The organism is Streptomyces sp. NPDC034085, from assembly GCF_055575555.1.
In genome coordinates, this window is record NZ_JBVISL010000005.1 from 452,529 (window position 1) to 470,366 (window position 17,838).

Annotated in this window: 18 protein-coding genes and 1 tRNA gene; 10 read left to right on the forward strand and 9 right to left on the reverse strand. The window is 72.2% G+C overall.

Features of this window, described 5'->3' with window-relative positions:
- Positions 1-257 precede the first annotated feature (257 nt).
- Positions 258-331, reverse strand: a tRNA-Pro gene (locus ACZ501_RS20835).
- A gap of 101 nt (positions 332-432) precedes the next feature.
- Positions 433-1,371 (reverse strand): metallophosphoesterase, encoded by a 939-nt coding sequence (locus tag ACZ501_RS20840; protein WP_361602791.1) that lies wholly within the window; start codon positions 1,369-1,371, stop codon positions 433-435.
- Positions 1,372-1,439: 68 nt separating this feature from the next.
- Here ACZ501_RS20840 and ACZ501_RS20845 point away from each other — a divergent pair, with 68 nt between their 5' ends.
- Positions 1,440-1,901, forward strand: a complete 462-nt coding sequence (locus ACZ501_RS20845; RefSeq protein WP_361602794.1) for a GatB/YqeY domain-containing protein — start codon at positions 1,440-1,442, stop codon at positions 1,899-1,901.
- Positions 1,902-1,978: 77 nt separating this feature from the next.
- On the opposite strand, the gene ACZ501_RS20850 is transcribed toward ACZ501_RS20845, so the two are convergent.
- Positions 1,979-4,366, reverse strand: a complete 2,388-nt coding sequence (locus tag ACZ501_RS20850; RefSeq protein ID WP_361602797.1) for a transglycosylase domain-containing protein — start codon at positions 4,364-4,366, stop codon at positions 1,979-1,981.
- A gap of 397 nt (positions 4,367-4,763) precedes the next feature.
- On the opposite strand from ACZ501_RS20850, the gene ACZ501_RS20855 reads away from it, so the two are divergent.
- Positions 4,764-5,114: a WhiB family transcriptional regulator gene (locus tag ACZ501_RS20855; protein WP_361602800.1), complete on the forward strand. Its 351-nt coding sequence runs from the start codon at positions 4,764-4,766 to the stop codon at positions 5,112-5,114.
- A gap of 38 nt (positions 5,115-5,152) precedes the next feature.
- Here the strand turns inward: ACZ501_RS20855 and bagB are convergent, their stop codons facing one another.
- Together bagB and bagA are read right to left on the reverse strand one after the other, a co-directional pair.
- Positions 5,153-6,448, reverse strand: coding sequence for an ATPase BagB (gene bagB, locus ACZ501_RS20860; RefSeq protein WP_468797318.1), 1,296 nt, complete (start codon positions 6,446-6,448; stop codon positions 5,153-5,155).
- 17 nt (positions 6,449-6,465) lie between these two features.
- A complete protein-coding gene (gene bagA, locus ACZ501_RS20865) occupies positions 6,466-7,452 on the reverse strand; it encodes an ATPase BagA (protein ID WP_362455594.1) in 987 nt (328 codons plus the stop codon).
- A 46-nt stretch (positions 7,453-7,498) separates the two neighbouring features.
- Here bagA and ACZ501_RS20870 point away from each other — a divergent pair, with 46 nt between their 5' ends.
- The 5 genes from ACZ501_RS20870 to ACZ501_RS20890 all read left to right on the forward strand — a co-directional run bounded on the left by ACZ501_RS20870 (position 7,499) and on the right by ACZ501_RS20890 (position 11,087).
- Positions 7,499-7,660, forward strand: coding sequence for a DUF4177 domain-containing protein (locus ACZ501_RS20870; protein ID WP_007264966.1), 162 nt, complete (start codon positions 7,499-7,501; stop codon positions 7,658-7,660).
- Positions 7,657-8,127: a RidA family protein gene (locus tag ACZ501_RS20875; protein ID WP_361602810.1), complete on the forward strand. Its 471-nt coding sequence runs from the start codon at positions 7,657-7,659 to the stop codon at positions 8,125-8,127. Before ACZ501_RS20870 ends, ACZ501_RS20875 begins: the two co-directional genes overlap by 4 nt.
- 910 nt (positions 8,128-9,037) lie before the next feature.
- Positions 9,038-9,946, forward strand: a complete 909-nt coding sequence (locus ACZ501_RS20880) for an NUDIX hydrolase (RefSeq protein ID WP_468797213.1) — start codon at positions 9,038-9,040, stop codon at positions 9,944-9,946.
- On the forward strand, positions 9,943-10,788 hold the full coding sequence (locus tag ACZ501_RS20885; protein ID WP_361602816.1) for an MBL fold metallo-hydrolase: 846 nt from the start codon (positions 9,943-9,945) through the stop codon (positions 10,786-10,788). The genes ACZ501_RS20880 and ACZ501_RS20885 overlap by 4 nt, the downstream gene beginning before the upstream one ends.
- Entirely contained in the window at positions 10,785-11,087 is a 303-nt protein-coding gene (locus tag ACZ501_RS20890) for a hypothetical protein (protein ID WP_468797216.1), read from the forward strand. Before ACZ501_RS20885 ends, ACZ501_RS20890 begins: the two co-directional genes overlap by 4 nt.
- A gap of 10 nt (positions 11,088-11,097) precedes the next feature.
- On the opposite strand, the gene ACZ501_RS20895 is transcribed toward ACZ501_RS20890, so the two are convergent.
- Both ACZ501_RS20895 and ACZ501_RS20900 read right to left on the reverse strand, forming a co-directional pair.
- A complete protein-coding gene (locus ACZ501_RS20895; RefSeq protein ID WP_361602822.1) occupies positions 11,098-11,901 on the reverse strand; it encodes a nucleotidyltransferase domain-containing protein in 804 nt (267 codons plus the stop codon).
- A 120-nt stretch (positions 11,902-12,021) separates the two neighbouring features.
- Positions 12,022-12,696 (reverse strand): Crp/Fnr family transcriptional regulator, encoded by a 675-nt coding sequence (locus tag ACZ501_RS20900; protein WP_007264960.1) that lies wholly within the window; start codon positions 12,694-12,696, stop codon positions 12,022-12,024.
- 286 nt (positions 12,697-12,982) lie between these two features.
- Here ACZ501_RS20900 and nth point away from each other — a divergent pair, with 286 nt between their 5' ends.
- The 3 genes from nth (at position 12,983) to ACZ501_RS20915 (ending at position 16,004) form a co-directional block, all read left to right on the forward strand.
- Complete coding sequence (gene nth, locus ACZ501_RS20905) at positions 12,983-13,810, forward strand: endonuclease III (protein WP_361610622.1); 828 nt, start codon at positions 12,983-12,985, stop codon at positions 13,808-13,810.
- A gap of 261 nt (positions 13,811-14,071) precedes the next feature.
- Complete coding sequence (locus ACZ501_RS20910; protein WP_362455603.1) at positions 14,072-14,788, forward strand: NUDIX hydrolase; 717 nt, start codon at positions 14,072-14,074, stop codon at positions 14,786-14,788.
- A gap of 13 nt (positions 14,789-14,801) precedes the next feature.
- The gene (locus ACZ501_RS20915) at positions 14,802-16,004 is read left to right on the forward strand and encodes a MarP family serine protease (protein WP_361610621.1); all 1,203 of its coding nucleotides are present in this window, start codon (positions 14,802-14,804) and stop codon (positions 16,002-16,004) included.
- A 382-nt stretch (positions 16,005-16,386) separates the two neighbouring features.
- Here the strand turns inward: ACZ501_RS20915 and ACZ501_RS20920 are convergent, their stop codons facing one another.
- On the reverse strand, positions 16,387-17,346 hold the full coding sequence (locus ACZ501_RS20920; protein ID WP_468797219.1) for an alpha/beta fold hydrolase: 960 nt from the start codon (positions 17,344-17,346) through the stop codon (positions 16,387-16,389).
- Complete coding sequence (locus ACZ501_RS20925; protein WP_362455605.1) at positions 17,343-17,801, reverse strand: phage holin family protein; 459 nt, start codon at positions 17,799-17,801, stop codon at positions 17,343-17,345. The genes ACZ501_RS20920 and ACZ501_RS20925 overlap by 4 nt, the downstream gene beginning before the upstream one ends.
- Positions 17,802-17,838: the final 37 nt, after the last annotated feature.

The following is a 17,838-nucleotide window of genomic DNA, read 5'->3' on the forward strand; positions in this document are numbered from 1 at the left end:
TCTTCGTGGTTCGGGACAGCCGCGCGGGTGCTTCGGTCGTCGGAGACGGTCAAGGCCGCTCCGTTCTCCCTCCAATCCGGTGAGGACACCGAACAGGAGCGTTACCGCAAGCACAGCAGCACAGCAGATGCCCGACCGGCTCCCCTGGGAGCCGGTTTCCCGAGGCTGGCTTACCCGTTGCTCCCCACATAGGGGCGAACGCCAAACAGGGGCCTGATCCGCGATGCGGATCAGGCCCCTGACCTGGTCTTACGAAGTCGGGGTGGCGGGATTTGAACCCACGACCTCTTCGTCCCGAACGAAGCGCGCTGCCAAGCTGCGCTACACCCCGATCGTCGCCCTGGAGTGTTGCTGTCCTGGCGACATCGATTACTTTAGCGGACCCTCGGCCTGAGACGAAATCCGGTTTTCACCGGGGGCCGCCCGGGTCGGCTAGGACTTCGGGGCCAGCGTCAGGAGCGTCGCCTCCGGGGGGCAGGCGAAGCGGACCGGGGTGAAGCGGTTGGTGCCGCAGCCGGCCGAGACGTGCAGGTAGGAGCGCTGCCCCTGGGCCTCGTACGTCGACAGGCCCTTCACCCGCTTCGTGTCGAGGTCGCAGTTCGTGACCAGCGCCCCGTAGAAGGGGATGCACAGCTGCCCGCCGTGCGTGTGCCCCGCGAGGATCAAGGGGTAGCGGTCGGCCGTGAAGGATTCCAGCACCCGCAGGTACGGGGCGTGCACGACGGCCATCGAGAAGTCCGCGTCCGCCTCCGGGCCACCCGCGACCCGCTCGTAGCGGTCCCGCTTGATGTGCGGGTCGTCCAGGCCGGTGAACGCCAGCTCCACTCCGTTGACCTTCAGCCGGGCCCGGGTGTTGGTGAGGTTCAGCCAGCCCGCCCCGTCGAAGGCGTCCCGGATGTCCTCCCACGGGTTGTGGACGGCGCCGACGACCGGCTTGTTGCCGTTCAGCCCGTGCCGGCCCTGCGCCTTCTCGATCAGGTAGCGCCCCGGGTTGCGCAGCCGCGGCCCGTAGTAGTCGTTCGACCCGAAGACGTACACGCCGGGGAAGTCCATCAGCGGCCCCAGCGCGTCGAGCAGCTCGGGCACGCCCTCCGTGTCGGAGAGGTTGTCACCGGTGTTCACGACGAAGTCGGGGCGCAGTCCGGCCAGGGACTGCAGCCAGGCGCGCTTCTTGCGCTGGCCGCCGACCATGTGGATGTCCGAGACCTGTAGGACGCGCAGCGGCCGCATGCCGGCGGGCAGCACCGGCACCGTGATCCGGCGCAGCCGGAAGGACCGGGCTTCGAAACCGGCGGCATAGGCCACTCCCGCGGCCCCCACCGCCGCGAGGGAGGCGGTCACCTTCAGGGGGACTCCGTAACGCGCGCGCATGACCCCATCGTCGCAGACCCGGAAAACCGGTGGGCGCCGCAGCCCCCCTACCTGGCAGACTCAGGGGCATGACCACGCTCAAGGCCAAGCTCCAGGAAGACCTCACCACCGCCATCAAGGCGCGCGACGAACTCGCTTCGTCCACCCTGCGCCTGACCCTCGCCGCCATCACCAAGGAGGAGGTCGCGGGCAAGGAGGCGCGCGTGCTCTCCGACGAGGAAGTCCTCAAGGTGATCGCGAAGGAGGCGAAGAAGCGCCGCGAGGCCGCGGAGGCCTTCGGCCAGGGCGGCCGCGACGAGCAGGCCGCGCGGGAGACCGCGGAGGGCGAGTTCCTGGACGCCTACCTGCCCAAGCAGCTCAGTGACGACGAGCTGGGCGCGATCGTGGCGCAGGCCGTCGAGGAGGCGAAGGCGGCGGGCGCCGAGGGGCCGCGGGCCATGGGCGCCGTCATGAAGATCGTGAACCCGAAGGTGGCGGGTCTGGCAGAGGGCGGCCGCGTCGCCGCCGCCGTCAGGCAGCAGCTCTCGTAGCCGACGGGCCCGCCCGGACGACGGGTACGCGAAGGGCCCCGGCCGGAGATCCGGCCGGGGCCCTTCGCATGCCGTGGTTACGGGGTCTGGGCGCCGCCGCCCGCGGGGTCCGGGACCACGGTGCCCCCGGTGACGGGGTCGACCGGCGGTACCGGGGGCTGGGCCCCGCCGCCTCCGCTGACGACACCGCCGGTGCCGGTGCCGCCGAGGGCCCCGCCGCCGACGGCTCCTCCGACGGCCCCGCCGCCGGGCCGGGTGTCGCCGGGCTTGCCGTCACCGCCGGGCTTGCCGGGCTTCCCCGGCTTGCGGGTGGCCGGCGGGTTGGGGTTGCCCCGGCCGCCGGTGGTGCCGCCCGTGCCGGAACCGGTGCCGCCGCCTCCGGTGGAGCCCTCCGGGATGCTGACCGCCGCGAAGCCCGGGGCCTCGCGGCCGGCGAGCGCGCCCGAGACGGCGTCCTTCCAGATCGGGCCGGGCAGGCCGCCGCCGAAGACCTTCGGGTAGTACTGCCCGCCGATGGTGATGTCCTCCATCGAGATCTTCTTCGAGCCGCCGGAGCCGACCCACACCGCGCCGGACAGGTTCGGGGTGTAGCCCACGAACCAGGCGTTGTAGCGGTTGTCGGTGGTACCGGTCTTGCCCGCGTTGTCGCGGTCGGTCAGACCGGCCCGCTCACCCGTACCGGAGTCGACGACCCCGCGCAGCAGGTTGTTGATGGTGTCGGCCGTGTCCTGGGACATCGCCCGGTCGCACTTGGTCTTCGGCACCGCGAGCGACTTGCCGTGCGCGTCGGTGATCGACTCCAGGGCGATCGGGGTGCAGTAGACGCCCCGGTTGGCGAAGGCGGCGTACGCGTTGGCCATCGTCAGCGGGGACATCTCGGCGGAACCGAGGGCGATGGACGGCTCCTCGGGCAGCTTCACCCCGCTGGCCGGGACCACGCCGAGCTTCTGCGTCATCTCCGTCACCGGGCACAGCCCGATCTCCGAGATCATCTGCACGAAGTAGGTGTTGATGGACTTCTCCATCGCCGTCCTCAGTGCGTACGGGCCGACCTCGTCCCGCGTCTCGTTCTCGGCGGTCTGCAGCTTGCCGTTGCCGAGCGGGAGGTTCTGCCAGGGCGCGCCCGAGCAGCGCGAGACCGGGCTCGGGTACTCCATCTTGTTCGGGGCCGAGTAGACCTTGGTCGGCTCCATGCCCTGCTCCAGGGCGGCGGCCGCGATGAACGGCTTGAACGTGGAGCCCACCTGGAAGCCGAAGTTGGAGCCGCCCATCCGCTTGTCGACGGAGTAGTTGATCTGCGTCTCGTTCTTCCCGAAGCCGTACGGCTTCGACTGGCCCATCGCCAGGACCCGACCGGTGCCCGGCTGGACCATGGTCACGGCCGTGGCGATCGAGTCGTCCTCGTCGACGTGGTCCTTGATCGAGGCGTTCGCGGCGTCCTGGGACTGCGGGTCCAGAGTCGTACGGACCGTCAGGCCGCCCTGGTTCCAGATCCTCGCCCGCTCCTCGCGGGTCTTGCCGAAGACCGGGTCGGACAGGAACGTGGCGCGCACGTAGTCGCAGAAGAAGCCCGCGCCCTTGACCGCGGTGATGCAGCCGTTCTTCGGCCGGGTCACCTTCAGGGTGACCGGCTTCGCCTTCGCCTCGTCCGCCTCGGCCTGCGAGATGTCCTTCACGTCGGCCATGCGCTGCAGGACGACGTTGCGGCGCTTCATCGCCTCCTGGCTGTCGTTCACCGGGTCGTACCGGCTCGGCGACTGCACGAGTCCGGCCAGCAGCGCCGACTCGTCCAGGGTGAGGTCCTTGGCGGGCTTGCTGAAGTAGCGCTGGGCGGCCGACTCGATGCCGTACGCCCCCTGCCCGAAGTAGGTGATGTTGAGGTAGTTCTCGAGGATCTTCTTCTTCCCGAGCTCCTCCTCGACCTGGATCGAGTACTTCAGCTCGCGGATCTTGCGGCCGAGGCTCTTCTCCTGCGCCTCGCGCACCTTCGTCTCGTCGTCGCCGGCTTCCTCGACGAAGACGTTCTTCACGTACTGCTGCGTGAGCGTGGAGGCGCCCTGCGCCGCGCCGCCCTCCTGCGCGTTGCGGTTCACCGCGCGCAGGATGCCCTTGAGGTCGACCGCGCCGTGTTCGTAGAAACGCGAGTCCTCGATCGCGACGATCGCCTTCTGCATGTACGGCGACATGGCCGTGAGCGGCACCACCTGCCGGTCCCGTGAATAGACGGTGGCGATCAAGCCACCCTCGGCATCCAGAATCGTGGTGCGCTGGCTCAGCGGAGGCGTCTTCAGATTGGCCGGGATCTCATCGAAACCCTCGACCGTGCCCTTGGCGGCGAGGCCCAGCGCACCGGCGCCCGGGATCGCGATGCCGGCGAGAACAACTCCGGAGAGAACCGACACCCCGAGGAACCTGGCGGCCTGCTGCGGCCCCGTCAGCCCTGCGCCCGAGCGCTTCTTTCCCATGGAGGGCAGCCTACGTTCTCATTCGCCGTACACGCGCGAATGCCTTGGCCTAAGCTGTCCCCAACTGTCACAGCAGTGCGGTGAGACATCAACCCCTCGGCTTGATTTTCACCCTTCCCGAATGGGGTGGACTCATGTCCGAATCCCGCCCTTCGCTCTGACGGCCTCTCACCGGCGCTTTCCCGATTTCACCCGAATCGCCGGAATGGTCGGGCATGTCGCCGGATCACTCCGTCGGGTGATCTGCCGCTTACCCATAGTCCGTTCGGACCATTCAAGATTGGGCCCGTCGGGGGTGTTGCGCTGTGCTCGCCTTCCGTAACGTCCTCAACTGGCAGCGGTGAATATGCCGCTACCGCCGTGGGGGAGCCTCGATTCGGGAGAGGACGGCACCGGGATGGGCTGGGTTACCGACTGGAGTGCGCAGGCAGCCTGCCGCACTACCGATCCGGATGAACTGTTCGTTCAAGGAGCGGCACAGAACAGGGCCAAGGCGGTGTGCACCGGGTGTCCGGTGCGGACCGAGTGCCTGGCCGACGCGCTCGACAATCGCGTCGAGTTCGGAGTATGGGGCGGAATGACCGAGCGGGAACGACGCGCCTTGCTGCGCCGGCGTCCCACCGTCACCTCGTGGCGACGGCTGCTCGAGACCGCCCGCACGGAGTACGAGCGCAGCACGGGCATCCTCACCGTGGATGTCGACGCGGAGATCGACGTGACGTACGAGACCTACGCGGCAGCCGGGTAATCACCCGGGCACCGCGTCGGCACCACCCGTACGCACGCCTACGCTCCGGCCGGTACCCCGGCCGCGAGTCGCTCTCCGATGGCCCGCAGCCCGGCGAGGTCGTGCACATCGCCGGGCAGGGCGGCCACTTCGGCCACCGCCACTTCGGGGTGCAGAGAGGTGAAGCGATCGCGTGTGCGCTGCTCACGCGCGATCACCTGCATCCGCTCGGCATGCAGGCGCAGCAGCCCTGCCGTGATCTGGTCCACGTCCACCGTGCTGTCCATGCCGTCCGTGCCATCCGTGTCGGGCGGGCCGGCCGGTTCGTGCGCGTCGTCCACGCCGGGGGAGCCGTCGTCGGCGGCGTCACGAAGTCCAGCTTTCCCGGACTCCTGATCGACAATGCCGCCTTCTTCAAGATTCTCTGCGGCGGCCAGCGCCCGCTCCGCGGACAGCTGTTCCGCGTCGCTCCCGTGGACCCGGTTCAGCACCAGACCGGCCAGCGGCATCCGTTCCGCGGCCAGCCGCTCCACGAAGTACGCCGCCTCCCGCAGGGCGTCCGGCTCGGGAGCCGCGACCACCAGGAAGGCCGTACCGGGAGCCTGGAGCAGCCGGAACGTCGCGTCCGCGCGGGTGCGGAACCCGCCGAACATCGTGTCCATCGCCGCCACGAAGGTCTGCACGTCCTTCAGCAGTGAGGCGCCCATCAGCTTGCTCAGCGTGCCGGTCATCATCGACATGCCGACGTTCAGGAACTTCATCCCGGCCCGGCCGCCGACCTTCGCCGGAGCCATCAGCACCCGGATGAACTTCCCGTCCAGGAACGACCCGAGCCGCTTCGGCGCGTCGAGGAAGTCCAGCGCGGACCGGCTCGGCGGGGTGTCCACGACGATCAGGTCCCAGTCGTCCCTGGCCCGCAGCTGGCCCAGCTTCTCCATGGCCATGTACTCCTGCGTGCCCGCGAAGCCGGCCGACAGGGACTGGTAGAAGGGGTTCGCGAGGATCGCCTGCGCCCGCCCGGCCTCCGCGTGCGACTCGACGATCTCGTCGAAGGTCCGCTTCATGTCCAGCATCATGGCGTGCAGTTCGCCCCCGCCGGCCGTGCCGTCCTCTATGCCGGCCACCCGTCGGGGGGTGTTGTCCAGCGAGTCGATGCCCATCGACTGGGCCAGCCTGCGCGCCGGGTCGATGGTCAGCACCACCACCTTCCGGCCGCGCTCGGCCGCCCGTACGCCCAGCGCGGCCGCGGTGGTGGTCTTGCCGACCCCGCCCGCGCCACAGCACACGATGATCCGGGTCTTCGGGTCCTCCAGCAGCGCGTCGACCGCCAGCCGCTGCGGCGTGTCCAGGCCCATGCCGTCCCCTCCCTCGCTCATTCGGCGTCCACCTGCTTGCGGAGCTCCGTCGCCAGCTCGTACAGCCCGGCCAGCTCCATCCCCGAGCCGAGCAGGGGGAGTTCGTACGTCGGCACGCGCAGCCCCGCCAGTACCGCGCGCTGCTCCCGCTCGAGCTCCACCCGGCTCGCGTGCTCGGCGGCCTGCGTCAGGAGCGGCTCCACCAGCCGCTCGGCCAGCCCGCCCCGCCGCGCGCCGCCCAGCCCGGCCCGGGACAGGGCCTTGGCGATCTCCGGGCGCCGGCCCTCCGCTGCCGCGCGCAGGGTGTCCTCGTCGAGGTGGTGCGGGCGCACCATGTTGACGATCACCCGGCCGACGGGCAGCCCCGCCCGCACCAGCTCCTCGATCCCGTCCGCGGTCTCCTGGACGGGCATCTCCTCCAACAGGGTCACCAGGTGCACCGCGGTCTCCGGGGACTTGAGCACCTTCATGACGGCCTGCGCCTGGTTGTGGATCGGCCCGAACCGGGCCAGCCCGGCCACCTCGTCGTTGACGTTCAGGAAGCGGGTGATCCGCCCCGTCGGCGGAGCGTCCATGATCACGTGGTCGTAGACGTACCGCCCGGCCTTGTCCTTGCGCCGTACCGCCTCGCACGCCTTGCCGGTCAGCAGCACGTCCCGCAGACCGGGTGCGATCGTCGTCGCGAAGTCGATCGCGCCGAGCTTCTTGAGGGCGCGGCCGGCCGAGCCGAGCTTGTAGAACATCTGGAGGTAGTCCAGAAGCGCCCGTTCGGCGTCGATGGCGAGCGCGTACACCTCACCCCCGCCGGCGCCGGGCGCCACGGCGATCTTGCGCTCCTCGTAGGGGAGCGCTTCCGTGCCGAAAAGCTGTGCGATGCCCTGCCTGCCCTCGACCTCCACGAGAAGAGTCCGCTTGCCCTCGCGTGCGAGGGCCAGCGCGAGTGCGGCGGCGACCGTGGTCTTGCCGGTGCCGCCCTTGCCGCTGACCACCTGGAGCCTGCTCACAGCGTCCGAGCCTAACCACTCCCGCTCAGGCATTACGCTCGCCCCCATGACCAAGAAGTTCGAATACGCGACGGTCCCCCTGCTGGTTCACGCCACCAAGCAGATCCTGGACACCTGGGGCGAGGACGGCTGGGAGCTCGTCCAGGTCGTGCCCGGCCCGAACAACCCCGAGCAGCTCGTGGCCTACCTCAAGCGGGAGAAGGCATGAGCGGCGTCGTCGAGGCGAAGCTGGCCGAGCTCGGCCTGACCCTGCCCGAGGTGGTACCGCCGCTGGCCACGTACCAGCCGGCGGTCCGGTCGGGCGCGTACGTGTACACCGCGGGCCAGCTGCCGATGGTGCAGGGCAAGCTGCCCGTGACCGGCAAGGTCGGCGCCGAGGTCTCCGCCGAGCAGGCCAAGGAGCTCGCGGCGACGTGCGCGCTGAACGCCCTGGCGGCCGTCAAGTCCGTGGCCGGTGACCTGGACCGGATCGCCCGTGTGGTGAAGGTCGTCGGCTTCGTCGCCTCGGCCCCCGACTTCACGGCGCAGCCGGGCGTGCTGAACGGTGCGAGCGAGCTGCTGGGCGCGGTGCTCGGCGACAAGGGCGTGCACGCGCGCTCCGCGGTCGGTGTGGCGGTTCTGCCGCTGGACGCGCCGGTCGAGATCGAGATCCAGGTCGAGCTGCTTCCTTCCTGACGCGCCGAGCCCCTGCTGCGACGCGGCCCTGGCACCGCCGAGCGCCGGCGCGCTTCCCGGCCCTGGCACCGCTCAGCGCCGGCGCGCTTCCCGGGCTTCGGCCCGCTGCGACAGCCTCCGGCCGTCGGGCCGGGGGCGGGGTCGGTGCGCGTGGCTGGTGCCGGTGGTCGGGTGCGGGTGGTTGGCCGCTGCGCGGGCTCGCCCCTCCCCGCCCTTCACCCGTTCTCGCCCTCAAGCGCCGGGCGCGGCTACGGACACAGCGGTATCGCGCCCGCGCCTCGATACGCCGGCGCCACACCCAGCCTCGTCGGCGTTTGAGGCGCGGGGTCTGGGGCGGAGCCCCGGGGAACGGGCGAAGGGCGGGTAGGGGGGACCCAGCCCCGCGCAGCGGTAAGCCCGGGCAACGGCAGGGGCCGCAGAACGGCCCGGCGAGGGCAAGGGCTCCGCACCGCCCGGCCTGGGCAGCGGTGAGGATGACGGTTCGCCCGGCCAGGGCAAGGCCAGGGGCGGCGCAACCGCCCGGCCAGGGCATGGGCGCCGTCCACGTCCGTCCGCGCAGGTAGCGGCGCGGTCCAGTGCGCCTCGCCAGGGCAGGGGCGCCGTCCACGTTCGTCCGTCCGGCCAGGGCAGGGGTGAGGTCACGGGCCGCTCGGCCAGGGCAAGGCCAGGGGCGGCGCAACCGCCCGGCCAGGGCAAGGGCTCCGCACCGCCCGGCCTGGGCAGCGGTGAGGGGTACGGTCCGCCCGGCCTGGACAGCGGAGTGGTCCACGGTCCGCCCGGCCCGGGTAGCGGAGTGGTCCACGGTCCGCCCGGCCCGGGCAGCGGCCCCGCCCGGTCACGGCAGCGGCCCCCGGGCGTCCGGGCGGGGGCGGGCCTCGAACATCGGGCCGGATGGCCGTAGCATCCGGCCATGCCGAATGGTCAGCACGGTCAGCCGTCGCCCGCCCAGCCGCCCGCCGGAGGCCAGTGGTACCCCCCGGAGTGGCCCGACCGCATCCGCGCGCTCGCGGACGGGGCCCTCGTCCCGGTGGAACCCAGACGCGCCGCCACCGTGATGCTGCTCCGCGACACCCCCGCCGGCCCGGCCGTGCACATGCTGCGCCGCCGCGCCTCCATGGCCTTCGCCGGCGGCGCGTACGCCTACCCCGGCGGCGGCGTCGACCCCCGCGACGAGGACCGCCGCATCGGCTGGGCCGGACCCGGCCAGGAGCTCTGGGCCGAGCGCCTCGGCACGGACGCCGCCACGGCCCAGGCGATCGTCTGCGGTGCCGTACGGGAGACCTTCGAGGAGGCCGGCGTCCTGCTGGCCGGGGAGACCCCGGACACGGTCGTCGGAGACACCACGGGCGACGGCTGGGAGGCCGACCGCGAGGCGCTCGTGGCGCGTGAGCTGTCCTTCGCGGAGTTCCTGGAGCGCCGCCGCCTGCTGCTGCGCTCCGACCTGCTCGGGGCGTGGGCCCGCTGGATCACCCCGGAGTTCGAGCCCCGCCGCTACGACACCTGGTTCTTCGTCGCCGCCCTCCCGGAGGGCCAGCGCACCCGCAACGCCTCCACCGAAGCCGACCGGACCGTGTGGATCCGCCCCGCCGACGCCGCCGCCGGATACGACAAGGGCGAGCTGCTGATGATGCCGCCGACCATTTCCACGCTGCGCTCCCTGGAGCCGTACGCGAGCGCCGCCGACGCGCTCGCCGCGGCCGGGGCCCAGGACCTCGCCCCGGTGCTGGCGCAGGCCGCCCTGGAGGACGGCGTACTGGTCCTCAGCTGGCCGGGCCATGACGAGTTCACCAAGCGCGTGCGCCCGGGAGGCCCCGCATGACCGATGCCGCAGCCCTCCCCGGACAGCCCCGCGGGACCGTCTCCTCCGGGCCGGCCACCGCCCGCGCGGTGAACGTGCTGGCCCCCAACGCCTCGGCCATGACCCTCGACGGCACCAACACCTGGCTCGTCTCGGAACCCGACTCCGAACTGGCCGTCGTCATCGACCCCGGCCCCCTCGACGAGGGCCACCTGCGGGCCGTCATCGCCACCGCCGAGCAGGCCGGCAAGCGGATCGCGCTCACCCTCCTCACCCACGGCCACCCCGACCACGCCGAGGGCGCCGGCCGCTTCGCCGAGCTGACCGGCACCAAGGTCCGCGCCCTCGACCCCGCGCTGCGCCTGGGCGACGAGGGCCTCGCCGCCGGGAACGTGATCCGCACCGGCGGTCTGGAGCTGCGCGTGGTGGCCACGCCGGGGCACACCGCCGACTCGCTCTGCTTCCACCTGCCGGCCGACCGGGCCGTGCTGACCGGCGACACCGTCCTGGGCCGCGGCACCACCGTCGTCGCGCACCCCGACGGGCGCCTGGGCGACTACCTGGACTCCCTGCGCCGCCTGCGCTCCCTGACGGTGGACGACGGGGTCCACACGGTGCTCCCGGGCCACGGCCCGGTCCTGGACGACGCGCAGGGGGCGGTGGAGTTCTACCTCGCCCACCGCGCGCACCGCCTCGCCCAGGTCGAGACGGCCGTGGAGAACGGGTTCAGCACCGCCGAGGCCGTCGTCGCGCAGGTCTACGCGGACGTGGACCGCTCGCTGTGGCCCGCGGCCACGTGGTCGGTGCAGGCACAGCTCGAGTACCTTCGGGATCACGGACTGATCCCGGGGGGACCTGAATGAACACGCTTTTCCTGCTGCTCGCGCTGCTGGCGACGGCGGGCTGGATCACGTCGACGCTGAACCTCAAGGTGCGGGCCCTGGAGGACAAGGCCGACCGGCTGGAGCGCCGGCTGGGCCGGGTCCTGGACCACTTCGGCATCGAGGAGCCGGAGCCGGCGGGCATGGACCGGGTGCGCGCCCTGGTGCGGGACGGCCGCACCGTCTCGGCGATCAGGCTCTACCGGCAGATCACGGGCGCGGGCCTGGCGGAGGCCAAGCGGGCCGTCGAGTCCCTGGAGCCCGCCGCCCCCAAGGCCTGAGAAGCACCCCCTAGCCGCGCGGCGACTTCGTGCCGAGCCGGGCCGTGAACTCGTCCGCGAGCCAGGGTCCGAGGTCGTCGAGGTACGCGCGCGCCACGGCCGGGTCCTCGGTCGGGGCCAGGGCCACCACGGCCGCGCGGCGCAGCTGGGCCGCCCGCTCGGGGTAGTAGCGGCCGAAGACCTCCGCGGACTCGGTGAGGTCGCTGGTCCAGCCGCCCCACCGGGGCATGACCAGCGTGAAGGCGGTCCGCACCAGGTGCCGGGAGAAGAACCGGTTCATCCTGCGGAACTCCGCGGGCTCCGAGGCGGCCTCGAACCGGGCCCGCCATCGCGGGAGCAGGGCGGCCAGGTCGCCGTTGGCCTCCCGGGCGAGCGTGCTGTCCGGGCGGTAGCGGGGCAGGTGCTCGGCCAGGTCGTCGCCGAGCAGCGGGGTGCACAGGCAGGCCAGGAACCAGCCCAGGTCGTAACGTTCCTGCTCGCTCAGCAGCCGTTCCTTGCCGTACAGCAGGATGCCGACGCCGTCGATCTGCGGGAAGTCCTCGTCGAGCCCGCGCCCCAGTACCTCGGCCGTGTCGCGGTCCTCGTCGCCCGGTTCCCGGTGCAGGGCGATCAGCAGGTCGAGGTCGCTGAGCCCCGGCCGGGCCGTCCCGCGCGGTACGGAGCCGTAGAGGTAGGCGCTGTGCAGCCGGGGTCCGTACGCGTCCGCGGCGCGGGCGCGCGCCGCCGCGACGGGCTCCGCGAACGCGGGCTGGATCCGCCCGAGGGACCCCTCCCGCTCGAAGTAGCCGTCCGCGTCCAGCCCTCTGCGTTCCATGGTCCTACTCTGCACGCCGCCGGGCAGGGAGCGCAGGTACGTTCCGCCCCCGCCGGACCGGTGCGCGAAGGGCCCCGTCCGCACCCGGACGGGGCCCTTCCGCGGCGTTGGCCGACGCCGTCAGCGCGAGCGCTTGGCGAGCCGCTCCACGTCCAGCAGGATCACGGCACGGGCCTCCAGGCGCAGCCAGCCGCGGCCCGCGAAGTCGGCGAGCGCCTTGTTCACGGTCTCGCGGGAGGCGCCGACGAGCTGGGCCAGCTCCTCCTGGGTGAGGTCGTGCACGACGTGGATGCCCTCCTCCGACTGCACGCCGAAGCGGCGCGACAGGTCGAGGAGCGCCCGGGCGACACGGCCGGGAACGTCGGAGAAGACCAGGTCGGACATCTGGTCGTTGGTCTTGCGCAGGCGCCGGGCGACGGCGCGCAGCAGCGCGGTCGCGACCTCGGGCCGGGCGTTCAGCCACGGCTGGAGGTCACCGTGGCCGAGGCCGAGGAGCTTGACCTCGGTCAGCGCGGTGGCGGTGGCGGTGCGGGGGCCCGGGTCGAAGAGCGACAGCTCACCGATCAGCTCGCCGGGGCCGAGAACGGCCAGCATGTTCTCGCGGCCGTCGGGGGAGGTGCGGTGGAGCTTCACCTTGCCCTCGGTCACCACGTACAGCCGGTCGCCGGGGTCGCCCTCGTGGAACAGGGCGTCGCCGCGCGCGAGGGTCACCTCGGCCATGGAGGCGCGGAGCTCCGCGGCCTGCTCGTCATCGAGCGCCGCGAAGAGCGGGGCGCGCCGCAGAACGTCGTCCACGAGTCTCTCTCCTATGTCGACCAGCCAGTGGGGACCGCTCCCCATTTTGCCGGACGGCTCAAACAGTGCGATCAATCACAAGGATGCCGGACGGATGGGCGTGCTGTGCGGCGAGAGGCCAATCGGGGTCGTGTTACCTGAGGTCCGGGCGGGTGTCGGCGCCCGGCCTTAGGCTGGCCGGGTGTCCAACAAGCCGGTGAGAGCACAGGCCAAGGGGTCCGCAGGAGTGACGGTGAGCCAGAATTCAGCCGTGGGCGAACAAGCCCCTGTCGCGGCGTCCGAAAAGGTGCGACCTGCCCCGCTGGGCAAAGGTTCGGCCAAGAAACCGGCGGCGCCGAAGCCGGAATCGCGCCTGGCGATGGTCCGCCGGGCCCGCCGCATCAACCGCGAGCTCGCGGAGGTGTACCCGTACGCCCATCCGGAGCTCGACTTCCGCAATCCGTTCGAGCTCCTGGTCGCCACCGTCCTGTCCGCGCAGACCACCGACCTGCGCGTGAACCAGACGACCCCGGCCCTCTTCGCCGCCTACCCGACCCCCGAGGACATGGCGGCGGCCGTGCCGGAGCGGCTGGAGGAGATCATCCGGCCGACGGGCTTCTTCCGGGCGAAGGCGAAGTCGCTGCTCGGCCTCTCCCGAGCCCTGCGCGACGACTTCGGCGGGGAGGTCCCGGGGCGGCTGGAGGACCTCGTCACCCTGCCGGGAGTCGGCCGCAAGACGGCCAACGTGGTCCTCGGCAACGCCTTCGGGGTCCCCGGGATCACCGTCGACACCCACTTCGGCCGACTGGTGCGCCGCTTCAAGTGGACCGAGCAGGTGGACCCGGAGAAGGTCGAGGCGGAGATCTGCGCGATCTTCCCCAAGAGCGAGTGGACGATGCTCTCCCACCGCGTCGTCTTCCACGGCCGCCGCATCTGCCACGCCCGCAGGCCCGCCTGCGGTGCCTGCCCGATCGCCCCGCTCTGCCCGGCCTACGGGGAGGGCGAGACGGACCCGGAGAAGGCGAAGAAGCTCCTGCGGTACGAGAAGGGCGGCCAGCCGGGCCAGCGGCTCTCCCCGCCCCCGGACTACCCGGGCCTGCCCGCCCCGCCGCTGGGAGCCCGTACGGAGCCCTGAGCGCGGGCGGCGGCAGGGACTGGGCGGCCGGGGCCCCACGGAGGACGACAGCGGCGGCCACGGGCCCGCAGCGGGCAGCTGCGGCGGCAAGGGGCCGGCGAAGCAGGCAGCCGGGGCGGCCCAGGGGCGCCGGGGCAGCGGCCGGGGCGGCCAGGGGCGCGCGGCGGGCGGGCCCGCGCCCCCACGGAACGAATCGGGACCCGGACCGCGTTCAGCGGTGTGGGAGACGGCGGCGACAGAAGAATGCGGACAGGGGTGCCCATGACGCGCGGTACGCAGGACGAGACCACGGCAACGGCGCGCGGGGCCGACGGCCCGGCCCTCACGACGGCCGGCCTGCCCGCGTGGCTCGACCCGGTCGTGACGGCCGCCCGGACCGTCCGGCCCCGCCAGCTCAGCCGCTTCCTGCCGCCCGAGGACGGCCGGGGCCGCCAGTCCGCCGTGCTGATCCTCTTCGGCGAGGGCCCGCGCGGCCCGGAGCTGCTGCTCCAGGAGCGCGCCGGCAGCCTGCGCTCGCACGCCGGCCAGCCCTCCTTCCCCGGCGGCGCGCTGGACCCGGAAGACGGCGACCCGCACACCACCGGCCCGCTGCGCGCCGCGCTGCGCGAGGCCGAGGAGGAGACCGGCCTGGATCCGGCGGGCGTCCAGCTCTTCGGGGTGCTGCCCCGGCTCTACATCCCGGTCAGCGAGTTCGTCGTGACCCCGGTGCTGGGCTGGTGGCGCGAGCCCTCGCCGGTCGGCGCGGTCGACCCGGCGGAGACGGCCCGGGTCTTCACGGTGCCCGTGGCGGATCTCACGGACCCCGCGCACCGCGTCACCGTGGTCCATCCGCGGGGGCACGAAGGGCCCGGCTTCACCGTGGAATCGGCCCTGGTCTGGGGCTTCACCGCCGGAGTGATCGACCGGATCCTGCACTTCGCGGGCTGGGAGCGACCGTGGGACCGCTCACGTCACGTCCCGCTCGACTGGCACGCATGAGACGGTGACCCTCGTGAACGTGCTGGACATCCTGTTGCTGGTCGCCGCCGTGTGGTTCGCGATCGTCGGCTACCGCCAGGGGTTCGTCGTCGGCGTCCTGTCGGTGATCGGCTTCCTCGGCGGTGGCCTCGTCGCCGTGTCCCTGCTGCCCCTGATCTGGGACCGGGTGACCGACAACGGCACCCAGGTGTCCACCACCGTGGTGGTGATCGCCGTCGTCGTGATCATCATCTGCGCCTCGATCGGGCAGGCGCTGACCACCCATCTGGGCAACCGGCTCAGACGCCACATCACCTGGTCGCCCGCCCGCGCGCTGGACGCGACCGGCGGTGCGCTGGTCAACGTCGTCGCCATGCTGCTCGTGGCCTGGCTGATCGGCTCGGCGCTGGCCGGGACCTCGCTGCCCACCCTGGGCAAGGAGGTCCGCAACTCCAAGGTGCTCCTCGGGGTTTCGCGCGTGCTGCCCGCCCAGGCGAACACCTGGTTCTCGGACTTCAGCTCCACCCTCGCGCGCAACGGCTTCCCGCAGGTCTTCAGCCCGTTCTCGAACGAGCCGATCACCGAGGTGAAGGCCCCCGACCCGGCGCTGGCGCGCAGCGGAGTGGCCCAGCAGGCCAAGCTGTCGATCGTCAAGGTCGTCGGTACCGCGCCCAGCTGCAGCAAGGTCCTGGAGGGCACCGGCTTCGTCTTCGCGCCCGGCAAGGTGATGACCAACGCCCACGTCGTCGGCGGGGTCGTGGAGCCGACCGTGCAGATTGGCGGCGAGGGCAAGCTCTACGACGGCAAGGTCGTGCTCTACGACTGGGAGCGCGACATCGCCGTGCTGGACGTGCCCAAGCTGAAGGCGCCGGTGCTGGAGTTCACCGACCGGGACGCGACGAGCAGCAGCGACGCGATCGTCGCCGGCTTCCCGGAGAACGGCGCCTACGACGTCCGCGCGGCGCGTGTCCGCGGCCGGATCAACGCCAACGGCCCGGACATCTACCACCGGGGCACGGTCCGCCGCGACGTCTACTCGCTGTTCGCGACCGTGCGCCAGGGCAACTCCGGCGGCCCGCTGCTGACGCCCGAAGGCAGGGTGTACGGGGTCGTCTTCGCGAAGTCCCTCGACGACCCGAACACCGGCTACGCCCTGACGGCGGACGAGATCCGCGAGGACATCCGCATCGGGAAGACCGCCGACCGCCGGGTCGACACCCAGGGCTGCGCCCTCTGACCCCTGCGCCGCCGGGAGCGCCGCTCCCGGCGGCGTGACCGTTCCTACATCCGTGGATGGCGGAGCCGAGCCGATACCCAACGGGCACGGCGGCGGAGGATGCGCGGGATCCCGAGCCGGGGGTCGTGGCCGTCCCGGCCGGTCCTGTCGTGCGTGCTCGGCGCCGTTGCCGAGCGGCGTTCGTGTGCGGTGTCACCGTGGTCGTGCGTCCAGCCCATACAACGAGCTGTGCCCGGGGTCCAAGGTCCGTAACCCCGTCCGGGGCGGCCAATTGGCCTATGCGCCGGGCAATTGAATGACCGTAAGACGGTCGTACGGGCCACCTGGCGGTTCGTCGGCAAGTCCGTCGGCGGGGCCGCACCGGCAGCCCGCCGACGGCCCGTCAGCGGTCGGGCTCGGGGTCCTTGAGCCAGTTCACCAGCTCGGTGCTGAAGGCAGCCGGGTCCTCCTCGTGCGGGAAGTGCCCCAGACCGTCGAAGAGCCGCCAGCGGTACGGGGCTTCGACGTACTCGCCCGAGCCGGCCGCGCTGCGCGTGCGCATCACCGGGTCCAGCGAGCCGTGCAGGTGCAGGGTCGGGACGCGTACGGGGCGCTTCATCCGCCGGTAGAACTGGAGTCCGTCCGGGCGGGCCATCGACCGCATCATCCAGCGGTAGGGCTCGACCGAGCAGTGCGCGGTGGACGGGATGCACATCGCCCGCCGGTACACGCCGAGATCGGCGTCCTCCGGGAGCAGCGGCCCGGACCAGTCGCGGATCAGCTCCGCCACGAGCGCCCCGTCGTCGGCGACCAGCTGCCGTTCGGGGATGAACGGCCGCTGGAACCCCCAGACGTGCGAACTCGCCCGGGTCTGACCGAAGTCGGCCATCATGGCCGAGCGCCAGCGGCGGGGGTGCGGCATGGAGGAGACCACCAGGCGGCGCACCAGCTTGGGCCGCATCACGGCCGCCGTCCAGGCGAGGTAGCCGCCCAGGTCGTGTCCGACCAGGGCGGCGTCCGGCTCGCCGAGGGACCGTACGACCCCGGTGATGTCGAGCGCCAGGTTCGCGGGGTCGTAGCCGCGCGGGGTGCGGTCGCTGCCGCCCACCCCGCGCAGGTCCATCGCCACCGCGCGGTATCCGGCGTCCGCGAGGGCGGTCAGCTGGTGGCGCCAGGTCCACCAGAACTGCGGGAACCCGTGCAGCAGCAGCACCAGCGGCCCGTCACCGACCTCCGCGACGTGGAAGCGGGCGCCGTTGGCGGCGACGTCCCGGTGCGTCACCGCCCGCCCGTCGGGCAGGTCGAGCCGTACCGCCGAGGTGGCGGTGGGCGGAGTGCCGGATTCGGCCGAGGGCGCTGTCATGAGGACGAGCGTGCCACACCCACAGCCTGGTCACTGAACGGACGCGGATGCGGCTTGACGGTTCCGACGAGCGCCGCGGTCTGCTTGACGGAGTCGATGGTCTTCACCGGCGGCTTGACCTTCTTGAACTTCGCCACGGCCAGCAGCCCGATCAGGCCCGCCAGCAGCCAGAACGCGCCGCCGACGATGAGGAAGGACCAGGCCAGGCCGAGGCCCAGATTGTGGATCCCGTAGGCCGCGGCGAAACTCAGTACGGGGAGGGAGAAGAGGACGAGCACGCCCGCGACGATCGCCGCGCCGCTGCCGATGCCCGCGCGCTTGACGTCCTGTCTGATCTCGACCTTGGCGAGCGCGATCTCGTCGTGCACCAGGGCGGACATCTCGGCGGTGGCGGAGGCGACCAGCTGCCCAAGGGTGCGCTCGGCTCCCGGAACCCCTTGGTCCACTGCGCTCATCTCTGTCTCCCTCTGTCGTCGGCTGTCGGCGGCTGTC

What these genes read in the sequence shown, in the direction of transcription:
- ACZ501_RS20895 (WP_361602822.1), bottom strand. Translation starts at nt 11,901, where the DNA reads ATGGAACGCAGAGGGCTGGACGCGGACGGCTACTTCGAGCGGGAGGGG.
- ACZ501_RS20875 (WP_361602810.1), top strand. Translation starts at nt 7,657, where the DNA reads ATGAGCGGCGTCGTCGAGGCGAAGCTGGCCGAGCTCGGCCTGACCCTG.
- ACZ501_RS20855 (WP_361602800.1), top strand. Translation starts at nt 4,764, where the DNA reads ATGGGCTGGGTTACCGACTGGAGTGCGCAGGCAGCCTGCCGCACTACC.
- ACZ501_RS20885 (WP_361602816.1), top strand. Translation starts at nt 9,943, where the DNA reads ATGACCGATGCCGCAGCCCTCCCCGGACAGCCCCGCGGGACCGTCTCC.
- ACZ501_RS20845 (WP_361602794.1), top strand. Translation starts at nt 1,440, where the DNA reads ATGACCACGCTCAAGGCCAAGCTCCAGGAAGACCTCACCACCGCCATC.
- ACZ501_RS20910 (WP_362455603.1), top strand. Translation starts at nt 14,072, where the DNA reads ATGACGCGCGGTACGCAGGACGAGACCACGGCAACGGCGCGCGGGGCC.
- ACZ501_RS20890 (WP_468797216.1), top strand. Translation starts at nt 10,785, where the DNA reads ATGAACACGCTTTTCCTGCTGCTCGCGCTGCTGGCGACGGCGGGCTGG.
- ACZ501_RS20840 (WP_361602791.1), bottom strand. Translation starts at nt 1,371, where the DNA reads ATGCGCGCGCGTTACGGAGTCCCCCTGAAGGTGACCGCCTCCCTCGCG.
- ACZ501_RS20850 (WP_361602797.1), bottom strand. Translation starts at nt 4,366, where the DNA reads ATGGGAAAGAAGCGCTCGGGCGCAGGGCTGACGGGGCCGCAGCAGGCC.
- ACZ501_RS20925 (WP_362455605.1), bottom strand. Translation starts at nt 17,801, where the DNA reads ATGAGCGCAGTGGACCAAGGGGTTCCGGGAGCCGAGCGCACCCTTGGG.
- bagB (WP_468797318.1), bottom strand. Translation starts at nt 6,448, where the DNA reads ATGGGCCTGGACACGCCGCAGCGGCTGGCGGTCGACGCGCTGCTGGAG.
- ACZ501_RS20880 (WP_468797213.1), top strand. Translation starts at nt 9,038, where the DNA reads ATGCCGAATGGTCAGCACGGTCAGCCGTCGCCCGCCCAGCCGCCCGCC.
- ACZ501_RS20870 (WP_007264966.1), top strand. Translation starts at nt 7,499, where the DNA reads ATGACCAAGAAGTTCGAATACGCGACGGTCCCCCTGCTGGTTCACGCC.
- ACZ501_RS20920 (WP_468797219.1), bottom strand. Translation starts at nt 17,346, where the DNA reads ATGACAGCGCCCTCGGCCGAATCCGGCACTCCGCCCACCGCCACCTCG.